This window comes from Aeromonas sp. CD, assembly GCF_033349375.1.
GTDB classification, from domain to species: Bacteria; Pseudomonadota; Gammaproteobacteria; order Enterobacterales; family Aeromonadaceae; genus Aeromonas; species Aeromonas hydrophila.
Map to the genome: position 1 here is coordinate 3,758,434 of NZ_CP137631.1, position 12,033 is coordinate 3,770,466.

At 62.5% G+C, this 12,033-nt stretch carries 11 protein-coding genes; 5 read left to right on the top strand and 6 right to left on the bottom strand.

Translation table 11 applies throughout. The annotated features are described in order from the left end of the window. Positions 1-130 precede the first annotated feature (130 nt). The 3 genes from R2E40_RS17330 (at position 131) to fumC (ending at position 4,327) form a co-directional block, all read left to right on the top strand. Positions 131-1,939 carry a carbon starvation protein A gene (locus R2E40_RS17330; RefSeq protein WP_024944260.1) on the top strand — a complete coding sequence of 603 codons (1,809 nt, stop codon included), beginning with the start codon at positions 131-133 and terminating at the stop codon, positions 1,937-1,939. 192 nt (positions 1,940-2,131) lie between these two features. Beyond that, positions 2,132-2,860, top strand: coding sequence for a dipeptidase PepE (pepE, locus tag R2E40_RS17335; protein ID WP_011707065.1), 729 nt, complete (start codon positions 2,132-2,134; stop codon positions 2,858-2,860). A 72-nt stretch (positions 2,861-2,932) separates the two neighbouring features. Beyond that, complete coding sequence (fumC, locus tag R2E40_RS17340; protein ID WP_318164002.1) at positions 2,933-4,327, top strand: class II fumarate hydratase; 1,395 nt, start codon at positions 2,933-2,935, stop codon at positions 4,325-4,327. 69 nt (positions 4,328-4,396) lie between these two features. Here the strand turns inward: fumC and R2E40_RS17345 are convergent, their stop codons facing one another. Then, the gene (locus R2E40_RS17345; RefSeq protein ID WP_076360417.1) at positions 4,397-4,771 is read right to left on the bottom strand and encodes a DUF1090 domain-containing protein; all 375 of its coding nucleotides are present in this window, start codon (positions 4,769-4,771) and stop codon (positions 4,397-4,399) included. Positions 4,772-4,949: 178 nt separating this feature from the next. Here R2E40_RS17345 and R2E40_RS17350 point away from each other — a divergent pair, with 178 nt between their 5' ends. Together R2E40_RS17350 and R2E40_RS17355 are read left to right on the top strand one after the other, a co-directional pair. Next, positions 4,950-5,303: a DsrE/DsrF/TusD sulfur relay family protein gene (locus tag R2E40_RS17350; RefSeq protein WP_029304279.1), complete on the top strand. Its 354-nt coding sequence runs from the start codon at positions 4,950-4,952 to the stop codon at positions 5,301-5,303. A gap of 134 nt (positions 5,304-5,437) precedes the next feature. Further along, on the top strand, positions 5,438-6,520 hold the full coding sequence (locus tag R2E40_RS17355; protein ID WP_318164003.1) for a protoglobin domain-containing protein: 1,083 nt from the start codon (positions 5,438-5,440) through the stop codon (positions 6,518-6,520). A gap of 3 nt (positions 6,521-6,523) precedes the next feature. On the opposite strand, the gene R2E40_RS17360 is transcribed toward R2E40_RS17355, so the two are convergent. From R2E40_RS17360 to rbfA, 5 genes are all read right to left on the bottom strand, one after another. After that, a complete protein-coding gene (locus tag R2E40_RS17360) occupies positions 6,524-7,819 on the bottom strand; it encodes an MFS transporter (protein WP_318164004.1) in 1,296 nt (431 codons plus the stop codon). A 48-nt stretch (positions 7,820-7,867) separates the two neighbouring features. Continuing rightward, positions 7,868-10,006 (bottom strand): polyribonucleotide nucleotidyltransferase, encoded by a 2,139-nt coding sequence (pnp, locus tag R2E40_RS17365; protein WP_201885504.1) that lies wholly within the window; start codon positions 10,004-10,006, stop codon positions 7,868-7,870. A gap of 167 nt (positions 10,007-10,173) precedes the next feature. Further along, positions 10,174-10,443: a 30S ribosomal protein S15 gene (rpsO, locus tag R2E40_RS17370; protein WP_005298162.1), complete on the bottom strand. Its 270-nt coding sequence runs from the start codon at positions 10,441-10,443 to the stop codon at positions 10,174-10,176. 144 nt (positions 10,444-10,587) lie between these two features. After that, positions 10,588-11,547: a tRNA pseudouridine(55) synthase TruB gene (gene truB / locus R2E40_RS17375; RefSeq protein WP_016351717.1), complete on the bottom strand. Its 960-nt coding sequence runs from the start codon at positions 11,545-11,547 to the stop codon at positions 10,588-10,590. A gap of 1 nt (position 11,548) precedes the next feature. Beyond that, entirely contained in the window at positions 11,549-11,983 is a 435-nt protein-coding gene (rbfA, locus tag R2E40_RS17380) for a 30S ribosome-binding factor RbfA (protein ID WP_011707073.1), read from the bottom strand. Positions 11,984-12,033 lie beyond the last annotated feature (50 nt).

Below are 12,033 nucleotides of genomic sequence, written 5' to 3' on the forward strand. Positions count from 1 at the left end.
GGGGCCGCTTTTCTGCCGCTCGCGGGCGGCCCTCTGCCACTGACCTTTTCTGCGCTCCCCTTTCCCTGCCGCCTGCGTAGAGTGCAGCCTGAGCCCGGCCAGATTGGCCGCAGGAAAAGGAAACTCCGTCATGCAACACGCAATCACCTTCGTCATTGCGGCCCTCTGCATCCTCGCCATCGCCTATCGCCTCTACGGCGTGTTCTTTGTGCGCAAGGTGCTGATGGCCGACGACAAGCTGGTCACCCCCTCCCACCAGCTGGAAGATGGCAAGAACTATGTGCCAACCAACAAGTGGGTCAACTTCGGCCAGCACTTCGCGGCCATCGCCGCCGCCGGCCCGCTGGTGGGCCCGGTTCTGGCGGCCCAGTACGGCTACCTGCCGAGCTTTCTCTGGCTGCTGATCGGCTGCGTCATCGGCGGCGCGGTGCACGACACTGTCGTGCTGTTCGCCTCCATGAAGCATCAGGGCAAGTCCCTCTCCGAGGTGGCCAAGGCCGAGCTCGGCCCCATCGCCGGCTGGTGCACGGGTCTGGCGATGCTGTTCATCATCACCATCACCATGGCGGGTCTCTCCATGGTGGTGGTACACGCACTGGAGCGTAACGCCTGGGGCGTGTTCGCGGTGTTCATGACCATCCCCATCTCCATGGTGGTGGGGATCTGGCACAAGCTGACCGGCAACCTGCAAGCCGCCTCCTGGGTGGGCTTCATCGCCGTGCTGGCCTGCGTCTTCTTCGGCCCCTACGTGCAGGAGAGCGCCTTCGGTGCCTGGCTGACCCTGCGCGCCGAGACCATCAGTCTGGCGCTGCCGGTCTACGCCTTCTTCGCCACCGCGCTGCCGGTCTGGTTGCTGCTCACCCCACGCGGCTACATCTCCAGCTTCATGAAGATCGGTGTATTCGGCGCCCTGGTGATCGGCGTCATCTGCATCAACCCCGAGATCCAGTTCCCCGCCATGACCCAGTTTGTCCACGGCGGCGGCCCGGTGCTGGGTGGCCCGGTCTGGCCCTTTATCTCCATCACCATCGCCTGTGGCGCCATCTCAGGCTTCCACGCCTTCATCGGCTCCGGCACCACCCCGAAACTAGTGGACAAGTGGAGCGACATCCTGCCGGTCGCCTTCGGTGCCATGCTGGCCGAGTGCGTGGTGGGCGTGATGGCGCTGATCGCTGCCACCGCCCTGCACCCGGCTGACTACTTCGCCATCAACGCCACCCCGGAAGCCTTTGCCAAGCTGGGGATGCAGGTGGTGGATCTGCCGTTCCTCTCCCAAGAGATCGGCATGGATCTGAACGGCCGCACCGGCGGTGCCGTCACCCTGGCGGTGGGCATGTCCTACATCTTCACCAAGGTGCCCTGGTTCAGTAACCTCGCCTCCTACTTCTTCCAGTTCGTGGTGATGTTCGAAGCTGTGTTCATTCTGACTGCCGTCGACTCCGGCACCCGAGTCTCCCGCTACCTCATTCAGGACTTCTTCGGCGAGTTCTACCCGCCCCTCAAACGCATCGACTGGATGCCGGGCGCCATCGGCGCCAGCGTGCTCGCCTGCGTGATGTGGGGGTATCTGCTGATGTCCGGTGATATCGGCTCGGTGTGGGCGCTGTTCGGGGTCTCGAACCAGCTGATGGCCTCAGTGGGCCTCATCATAGGTGCCACCATCATCCTGCGACTAGCCAGCAAACGCCGCTACATGCTGACCTGCCTGATCCCGCTGGCCTACCTGTTCGTCACCGTCAACTACGCCGGTTACTGGATGGTCAGCCACGTCTACTTCAACCCCGAAGCCAAGGGCTACAACCTGCTCAACGGCGGCATCTCGCTGCTGATGCTGGGGCTGGGCGCCGTCATCCTGGTGTCGGCCATCCGCAAGTGGATTGAGCTGTGGAAGCTGCGCCAGCAGCCCGAGTTCCGGATTGCCCCGGCCAGCGCCAGCTGACCCATCCGCTGCAACCACAAACCCCGGCATGCCGGGGTTTGTGGCATCTGGCGGTCAAAAAACGGCCTCATCAGGATACATGGCGCCATCGATCACAGAACCCGAGCAGCAATCGGGCTAGAATGGGGGCTTCCGTCACCCGGCCTGGGGCCGGTGACCTCTTCGCGCTTTCACTTATCGAGGATACGCTTCATGGAACTGCTTCTTCTCAGCAACGGCAAAGCCACCGAATGCCCGGGCCTGCTCGGCTGGGCCCGGGATCGGGTGCAGACCCTGCTCGCCCGCAAACAGGTCAAGCGCATCCTGCTCATCCCCTACGCGGTGATCCGCAGCGACTGGGATGCCCGCGCCCTGGAGCTCAGCGAGAGCCTGGGGGTGGAGGCCATCAGCATCCATCAGTTCGATGACCCGGTGGACGCGATCAACCATGCCGACGCCATCTTCATCAGCGGCGGCAACACCTGGCGCCTCAACCAGCTGCTGCACGAGAACGGCCTGGTGGTGCCCATCCAGCGCGCCGTGCGCGAGCGGGGCGTGCCCTATGTGGGCTGGAGCGCCGGTTGCAACGTGGCCACCCCCAGCATCCGCACCACCAACGACATGCCGGTCTGCAGCGCCGCCGTGCTGCCTGCGCTGGGGCTGTTCCCGCTGCAGATCAACCCCCACTATCTGGATGCCAGCATCAGTGGCCACATGGGGGAGACCCGCGACGAGCGCCTGGCCGAGTTCTGCGCCATCAACCCGAGCGAACACGTGGTGGCTCTGCGCGAGGCAAGTCTGCTCCAGATAAGTGGCGAGCACATCGAATACTGGAGCGCCCGCGGCGAAGGCTTCAAAATCTTCAAGCACGCCGAAACCACTCAGGAGTTCAGCACGGCTGCGCCGCTGGCCGAGCTGACGCCGTTTCGCCCGCGCGGCTGAATGGCACTGACCGGTTGAGAACCCACAGGGGCGCAGGATGTCGCCCCTTTTTTGCAATGAAGGGAGGATGAGATGAAGAACAGGACTGAACACGACAGCTTCGGCGCGATCGCCGTGCCGGCCGATCGGCTGTGGGGAGCCCAGACCCAGCGCTCCCTGCAGCACTTCGACATCTCCGGCGAGCGCCAGCCGACGGCGCTGATCCACGCCCTGGCCCGCATCAAGTCGGCCTGTGCCCGGGTCAACCACGCCAACGGGCTGCTGCCCGCCCGCACGGCGCAGGCCATCATGAGCGCCGCCGACGAGATCCTGTGCGGCCAGCATGATGAGGAGTTCCCGCTGCGGGTATGGCAGACCGGCTCCGGCACCCAGACCAACATGAACCTCAACGAGGTGCTGGCCAACCGGGCCAGCGAGCTGCTCGGCGGCACCCGTGGCGAGGGGAGGCTGGTGCACCCCAACGACGAGGTGAACAAGAGCCAGTCGAGCAATGACGTCTTCCCGAGCGCCATGAACCTGGCGGCCGTCACGGCCATCACCCAGCACCTGCTGCCCGCCCTGGCCACCCTGAGTGCCACCCTGGCCGGCAAGGCGGCGGCCTTCGACGACATCGTCAAAATCGGCCGCACCCATCTGCAGGATGCCACCCCGCTCACCCTGGGGCAGGAGTTCTCCGGCTGGGTCGCCCAGCTCCAGCAGGGGGAGCGCCATATCCGGGCCGCCCTGCCCCATCTGTGCGAGCTGGCGCTAGGGGGCACTGCCGTCGGCACCGGCCTCAACACCCCGCCCGGCTTCGCCGAGGCGGTGGCCGCCACCCTGGCCGAGCAGACCGGTCTGCCGCTGATAAGCGCCCCCAACAAGTTCGAGGCGCTGGCGGCGAGCGATGCCCTGGTGCATGGCCACGGCGCCCTCAAGACGCTGGCCGCCTCCCTCATGAAGATCGCCAATGACGTGCGCTGGCTGGCGAGCGGCCCCCGCAGCGGGCTGGGGGAACTGCTCATCCCGGAAAACGAGCCCGGCTCCTCCATCATGCCCGGCAAGGTCAACCCGACCCAGTGCGAGGCGCTCACCATGCTGTGCGCCCAGGTGATGGGCAACGACGTCGCCATCAACATCGGCGGTGCCAGCGGCAACTTCGAGCTCAACGTGTTCAGGCCGATGATCGCCCACAACTTTTTGCAGAGCGTGCGGCTGCTGGCGGACGGCATGCAGAGCTTCCACGACCACTGCGCCGTCGGCATCACCCCGAACCAGCCCCGCATCGACGAGCTGCTGGCCCGCTCCCTGATGCTGGTGACGGCGCTCAACCCTCATATCGGCTATGACAAGGCGGCAGAGATCGCCAAGCGGGCCCACCATGAGGGGTTCAGCCTGCGGGAGGCGGCCATCGCCTCCGGCCACCTGACGGCGCAGCAGTTCGATACCTGGGTGGTGCCGGCCGACATGGTGGGTCGGCGCGGCGGCTGAGCCAGCCCGAAGGGAAACACGAGACAAAAAAGAAGCCGGACTGCGCCGGCTTCTTTTTTCATCAATGAGTCAGGGTTTGATCAGCTTGCTCAGGGCATCCAGCTCGCGCTGGGCGGCCAGCAGTTTGGTCTGGGCCTCTTCCAGCTTGGCCTGCTTCTTGGCGATCTTGTCGGGCTTGCCCGTCACCCTGGCGTTTTGCAGCTCGACCAACCGTTCGTTGACCTGCTCCTTGAGTTCGGCCACCCGCTGCTGCTGCTCCTTGAACAGGCCGGCGTCGGTACAGTGAGTCTCGATATTGCGCAGGGCCCGCTCCAGCCCGGCGACCTGATCCGCATTGTCGTGCGCCTTGGCAAACACCAGCTGATCCTTGACGGCCTGCTGGCGCGCCTTGCAGCCAACGGCCTCACTGCCATAGGCCTGGCCGGCCAACAGCAGCATGCTCATTCCGATAACCTTCCACATAACGACCTCGTTCCCCTGTCATGTTTGATGGCCGCCTATCAGACCGTACTCGGCCTGCCGGGTCAAGGCGCGGGCAAACCGCTACGACAGAGTTTGTGCGACATCACGCCAACCGGGTGCCGATGGGCCTACAATGGCTACTTTCATGAAGGAGTCTGTTATGAATCAAGAGATTGTCATCATCGCCAACGGCGCCCCCTATGGCAGCGAATCCCTGTTCAATGCCCTGCGCCTGGCCATCGCCCTGCGCGAACAGGGCGGTGCCAACCTGAAACTGTTTCTGATGTCCGATGCGGTCAGCGCCGCACTGGCGGGCCAGGCTCCGGCCGAGGGCTACAACCTGCGCCAGATGCTGGAGATCCTGCTGGCTCAGGGGATCAGCATCCGCCTCTGCAAGACCTGTACCGATGCCCGTGGCATCACGACGCTCCCGCTCATCGAGGGGATCGAGATCGGCACCCTGCCGCTGCTGGCCCAGTGGACACTGGCGGCCGACAAGGTGTTGACCTTCTAGCAGTGCGAGAACCGGGCGCAGGCATTGATCTGCGATAATCCTGCGCCATTTGAAAACCTGTTCACAGCTGTTAATGTCTACACTGTCAGTTAGATAACAACGTGCGCGCTTTCATTTTCGTTCAGGGAACTGCCATGAATCCAACCGAACAGACTCTGCTGGAACAAATGCGGATCACCGAGTTCGAAATCGCTCATCGCAAGGAGCTGTTGCTGCTGGATGAACGGGATTTCGCCCTGCTCGCCAGCTACCGTCCCAAAATCGAGCCTCATATCGACGCCCTGGTCGACAAGTTTTACACCCTGCAGACCGGGATCACCGAAATTGCCCTGCTGATCGGCGACGCCGACACCCTCACCCGGCTGCGGGCCGCCCAGCGCCGCTACATTCTCGACCTGTTCAGCGGCCTGTACGACCTGGAATACGTCAACAACCGGCTGCGGATCGGGCTGGTGCACAAGCGGATCGGGGTGGAACCCAAGCTCTATCTGGCCGCCATCAACACCCTCAAGGGGCTGCTCATCGAGGATATCTTCACCCAGATAGACCATGAGCCGGACCGCATCACCATGCTGACCGCCCTCGACAAGCTGTTCCTGTTCGACATCACCTTGGTGTTCGAGACCTATATCCGCAGCCTGGTGTCGGAGATCGAGTCCTCCAAGGAGAAATCGGAGATCTACGCCAAGTCGCTGGAGGAGAAGGTGCGCGAGCGCACCCAGCAGTTGGAGGAGATGAGCCGGATCGATGCCCTCACCGGCCTGCTCAGCGTGCGCCACCTGCAGGAGAACCTGACCCGCACCCTGCGTACCTGCCAGCGCCGCTCAGAGCCGGTGGTCATCGCCTATCTCGACATCGATGACTTCAAGCAGATCAACGACAGCCAGGGCCATCAGCGCGGAGACGAGATCCTGCGCATCGTCGGCGACTGCATTCGCAAGGTCTCACGAGCGGAGGATTGCTGTTTCCGTTACGGCGGGGACGAGTTCTGCCTGATCCTGCCCAACTGCAACGAGGAGCAGGCCAGAGACGTCTACCTGCAGCGGCTGACCAACGCGCTGGCCGAGCAGATCAGTGACGTCACCCTCAGCATCGGTCTGGTGCAGACCGGGCCGGTCCAGTTCGACGAGGGCAACAACCTGATCCGGCTGGCCGACGAGCGCATGTATGCCGCCAAGAAGGCCATGAAGCAGGTCAACCAGAAGAGCACCCACTGAGGTTCAATCCTGCCTGACCCGAATCCGTTCCGGGCGCGCAATGCGGGCGCCCCACTCATAGAGCAGGAAAGTAAACAGGCAGAGCACCGCCATCAGCACATAGAGCGCCTGACCGCCCCACACGGCAAGGATCCAGCCCCCCAGTAGAGCGCCGATGGCGCCACCCAGCCCGGCCAGCGCACCGGCACCGAAGTAGCTCCCCTTCAGGTGCGGGGGCGACATCTGATCGATCAGCACGTTGAGCAGCGGAAACAGTATGGTCTCCCCCACGCTCAGCATCAGTACCGCCCCAACCCAGTGCGACCACTGCTGCGGATCCCCCAGCGCAAACAGCACCTGAGCCCCCAGAAACAGGGTGATGCCGACCTGCAGGCGCACCTTGCCCGGCCAGCGGGCCAGGAGGTGCAGCAAGGGGAACTGCAGCAGCACCACGGTCAGGGCGTTGGTGGCCACCAGAAGAGCGATGAGGCTCGCCACCTCTGGTGTCCCGGCCCTAGTCAGGTATTGCACCAGCGGTGAGTGGAACTGGGAATAGACCAGGTTCATCAGCAGGTTGGCCAGTACCAGCAGCAAGAAGCCACGGTCCAGCCACAGCACCTTGATGGCCGCACGCAAGCCCAGCTCGCTGCCGCGGGTCGCCACTACCCTGCTTTGCGCAAATCCCCAGAGGAAGGCAGCTCCCAGCAGCAGATAGCTGCCACTGAGCAGCAGGAAGGTCTGCTGCTGGGCACTGATGCCAAGGGTCACCCCCAGCAGGGGACCGAGAGCCGCCCCCAGGTTGAGCAGGAAGTAGCGCAGGTGCAGCGCCAGCTCGCGGGCCTTGGCCGAAGCCAGGCTGTCGGCCATCAGCGCCTTGCCGGGCGCATCGATGAGCCCGGAGGAGAGGCCGCTGCCGAGCACCCCGAGTCCGAGCCACAGCACCGAATGGGAGAAGCCGAGCAGGCCGTAGCAGAGCACGGAGACCAGGCAACCCGCCAGCAGGATGTTGCGCCGCCCCAGCTTGTCGGACAGCCAGCCGCCATAGAAGCTGACCAGGGTGGAGATGGCCGCAGTCGCCCCCAGCATGGCGCCGATGGCGGTCGCCGAGAGACCATACTCCCGATAGAGCAAGATGGAGAGAAACGGCCAAACCATGTAATAGCTGGTGCGCACCATGAAGGTGCCCAGGATCACGGTCCAGACCAGGGGAGGAAACTGCCTGAGGAGGGCCCACGACATCACACTGCTCCTTGTTGCCCGTCGCGCGGGAAGCCTTTCGTTATAACAAGAGGTCTCAAAAGAGACAACATCAAGCCGCAAATATAAAAAAAGCCGACCCTGAGGTCGGCTTTTTCACGGCTCGGCGGCTTATTCGGCGGCCGGCTCTTCGACGGCAGCAACAGCCGGCTCGGCTGCGGCTTCGGTCGAGGCGTTCGCTTCCTTGATGGAGAGACGCACGCGGCCCTGACGGTCCACTTCCAGTACCTTCACCTTCACCACGTCACCGATGGTCAGGTGGTCAGCCACGTTTTGCACGCGCGCGTCGGTGATCTGGGAGATGTGCACCAGACCATCTTTGCCCGGCAGGATGTTGACGAAGGCACCGAAGTCAGCCAGACGCACAACCTTGCCTTCGTAGATGCGGTTCACTTCGATCTCGGCGGTGATGGCCTCGATACGACGGATCGCTTCCATGGCAGCTTCGTTGGCCACGGCGGAGATACGTACAGTACCGTCATCATCCAGCTCGATGTTGGTGCCGGTCTCTTCGGTCAGCGCACGGATCACGGAACCACCCTTGCCGATCACGTCCTTGATCTTCTCAGGATTGATCTTGATGGTGTGGATACGCGGGGCGAAATCGGAGATCTGGGCACGCGGTGCCTGGATGGCTTCGTCCATCACTTTCAGGATGTGCAGGCGAGCACCACGAGCTTGCTTCAGGGCAATCTCCATGATCTCTTTGGTGATGCCTTCGATCTTGATGTCCATCTGCAGTGCGGTCACACCTTCGGTGGTACCGGCAACCTTGAAGTCCATGTCGCCCAGGTGATCTTCGTCACCCAGGATGTCGGACAGCACGACGAAACCTTCTTCTTCCTTCACCAGACCCATGGCGATACCGGCAACGGAGGCCTTGATCGGCACACCGGCGTCCATCAGCGCCAGGGAGGAACCACAGACGGAGGCCATGGAGGAGGAGCCGTTGGATTCGGTGATTTCAGATACCACGCGTACCACGTACGGGAACTCGTCGGCGCTCGGCATCACGGCAGCAACGCCGCGCTTGGCCAGACGACCGTGACCGATTTCACGACGTTTCGGGCTACCCATCATGCCGGTTTCACCGACGCAGTATGGCGGGAAGTTGTAGTGCAGCATGAAGCGGTCGGCGCGGTTGCCGGTCAGCTCGTCGATGTTCTGGGCGTCACGCTCGGTACCCAGGGTGGCAACGACCATGGCCTGAGTTTCACCACGGGTGAACAGGGCGGAGCCGTGGGCACGCGGCAGTACGCCGGTGGCGACGGACAGGGCGCGGATCATTTCCGGATCGCGACCATCGATGCGCGGCTCGCCACGGACGACGCGGCCACGGACGATGCGGCTTTCCAGGCTGTGGAACTCTTCACCGATCTTCTTGGCATCTTCTTCCACGCCGGAAGCGATGACTTGCTCAACCACGCGAGCCTTGATGGCACCGATGGTTTCGTAACGTACAGCCTTCTCGGTGATGCGGTAGGCTTCACCCAGCTCGGCTGTTGCCAGCTCGGCCACCTTGGCTTTCAGCGCTTCGTTGACGGCAGGAGCAGTCCAGTTCCACGGCTTGGTGCCGACGTCGGCAGCGAATTCGTTGATGGCGTTGATAACGGCCTGCATCTGCTCGTGACCGAATACCACGGCACCCAGCATCACCTCTTCGGAGAGGATGGCCGCTTCGGATTCAACCATCAGCACGGCGTTGGCGGTACCGGCAACTACCAGGTCCAGATCGCTCTGCGGCAGTTCGGTAGTGGTCGGGTTCAGCACGTACTGACCGTTCATGTAACCCACGCGGGCTGCACCGATCGGGCCGCCGAACGGGATACCGGAGATGGCCAGCGCCGCGGAGGCACCGATCATGGCAACGATGTCGGGAGAAACGGCCGGGTTCACGGACATGACGGTGGCAACCACCTGAACCTCATTGAGGAAGCCTTCCGGGAACAGCGGACGAATAGGACGGTCGATCAGACGGGAGATCAGGGTCTCGCCTTCGCTCGGACGGCCTTCACGACGGAAGAAACCACCCGGGATACGACCAGCAGCATAGGTACGCTCCTGGTAGTTGACGGTCAGCGGGAAGAAATCACGGCCGTGATCGGCCTCTTTCTTGCCAACTACGGTCACAAATACGCAGGTATCGTCCATGCTGACCATGACGGCCGCAGTGGCTTGACGGGCCATCACTCCGGTTTCCAGAGTGACGGTGTGTTGACCGTACTGGAATGACTTTACAATAGGATTCACGTGAATTTCCTTTTTACAATTTGGCGCTTTAAATTCGCGTGCAAGTATACTTGATTCGATGCAAAAGGTAAGCAGCGACACAAATTCTGTGAGGGCGGCAACAGCCTGACGCGCAATAAAAAAGGGGAACCCGGAGGTTCCCCTTTTTCGCAAAATCTGATGGTCGATTAACGACGCAGACCCAGCTTGGCGATCAGAGCAGCGTAACGCTGAACGTCTTTACGCTTCAGGTAGTCCAGCAGCTTACGACGCTGGGAAACCATGCGCAGCAGACCGCGACGACCGTGGTGATCCTTGGAGTGCTCCTTGAAGTGACCTTGCAGATGGTTGATCTGGGCAGTCAGCAGGGCAACTTGCACTTCGGGGGAGCCAGTGTCGTTGGCACAACGAGCGTTGTCAGCAACGATTTGAGCTTTGATCTCAGCATTTAGAGACATGGTATTACTCCAGTAGAGTGTTTAAAGGTTCACAGCCAATCTCTAATTCAGCCGTGAAATGAGGGCGGTATCATAATCGTCCCCATCACTTTTCGCAACGGGAAAGAGCCACAACGGCCAACACGCGTCGATACCGCCTGAGGATCACTCCTCGTCGTGTTCGTCGTGATAACGCACCAGACGCTTGGGCGCCACGCGCCCCTCGTCGTCGATCTCGCCCACGCCGATGAACTCGCGCTCCGGACCAACCGTCATGCGCACCTGACCGCTCTGCGGCGCTCCGGCGACCTGCACGGCCTGGCCCTGGTTCACATAGGCGGCCACGGCGGCCAGCATGTTCACCTCGGGCAGGCTTGCCACTGCGGTGTCCATCGGCAGCAGCAGCGGATCCAGCTGCTCGCGCGGCGGAATGCTTTCGGCCTTGGCCTGCTCGAAGATGCACTCGAGCTGTTCCAGGGTCAGCATCCGCTCATAGGGATAGCTGGCCACCTGGGTACGGCGCAACTGGGTGACGTGCGCGCCACAGCCCAGCACCTCCCCCAAGTCGTCCACCAGGGAGCGGATGTAGGTGCCCTTGCTGCAGTGCACCTCCAGCTTGACCTCGTCCCCTTCAAAGCTGATGAGCTTGAGCTCGAACACCGTGATGGGACGGGCTTCCCGCTCGATCTCGATGCCTTCACGGGCATACTCGTAGAGCGGGCGACCGTTGTGCTTGAGGGCGGAGTACATGGACGGCACCTGCATGATGGGGCCGCGGAACTGGTCCAGCGACTCGATCAGGGTACCCACGGCCACGTTCACCGGCCGGGTGGAGACCACCTCGCCATCGGAGTCGCTGGTATTGGTGCGCTCGCCCAGCTTGGCGGTCACCTCGTAGCGCTTGTCCGCTTCCAGCAGATACTGGGAGAACTTGGTGGCTTCGCCGAGGCAGATCGGCAGCATGCCGGTTGCCAGCGGGTCCAGGGCGCCGGTGTGGCCGGCCTTGGCGGCGTTGTAGATCCGCTTGACCTTCTGCAACACATCGTTGGAGGTCAACCCGGTCGGCTTGTCCAGAAGCAGGATACCGTGCACATCACGGCCCTTGAAACGACGTCTACGAGACATCTCAGGCGTTATCCTCAGTAGTTTCATCCGGCGCGGCATCGTCTTCTTCACGACCGGATTCGGCCATGCGACGCTTGTCTTCACGGATGGTGTTGGTCACCAGGTTGGAGAGACGCATCCCCTCGACCAGGGTCTGGTCGTAGAAGAAACGCAGCTCGGGCACGACCCGCAGACGCATGGCGCTGCCCAGCAGGCTGCGGATGTAGCCAGCGGCTTCCGTCAGCGCCTTGAGCCCTTCCTTGATGCGTTCGGCATCATTTTCCAGCTGCAAGAAGGTGACATACACCTTGGCGTAATTGAGGTCACGGGACACTTCCACATCGGAAACGGTCACCATGCCGATGCGCGGATCCTTGACCTCGCGCTGCAGAATGAGCGCGATTTCACGCTGGATCTGCTGTCCGACCCGACGGGTCCGGCTAAATTCTCTGGCCATATTCTATCCTGCGATAAAAGGGGGCCGCGGCCCCCTATTTAATCTGACTC

Bases quoted from the DNA above. Each gene is read 5' to 3' on its own strand.
- R2E40_RS17355 (WP_318164003.1), top strand. From the start codon at position 5,438: ATGAATCCAACCGAACAGACTCTGCTGGAACAAATGCGGATCACCGAG.
- R2E40_RS17345 (WP_076360417.1), bottom strand. From the start codon at position 4,771: ATGAGCATGCTGCTGTTGGCCGGCCAGGCCTATGGCAGTGAGGCCGTT.
- truB (WP_016351717.1), bottom strand. From the start codon at position 11,547: ATGTCTCGTAGACGTCGTTTCAAGGGCCGTGATGTGCACGGTATCCTG.
- pepE (WP_011707065.1), top strand. From the start codon at position 2,132: ATGGAACTGCTTCTTCTCAGCAACGGCAAAGCCACCGAATGCCCGGGC.
- fumC (WP_318164002.1), top strand. From the start codon at position 2,933: ATGAAGAACAGGACTGAACACGACAGCTTCGGCGCGATCGCCGTGCCG.
- rbfA (WP_011707073.1), bottom strand. From the start codon at position 11,983: ATGGCCAGAGAATTTAGCCGGACCCGTCGGGTCGGACAGCAGATCCAG.
- R2E40_RS17330 (WP_024944260.1), top strand. From the start codon at position 131: ATGCAACACGCAATCACCTTCGTCATTGCGGCCCTCTGCATCCTCGCC.
- rpsO (WP_005298162.1), bottom strand. From the start codon at position 10,443: ATGTCTCTAAATGCTGAGATCAAAGCTCAAATCGTTGCTGACAACGCT.
- R2E40_RS17350 (WP_029304279.1), top strand. From the start codon at position 4,950: ATGAATCAAGAGATTGTCATCATCGCCAACGGCGCCCCCTATGGCAGC.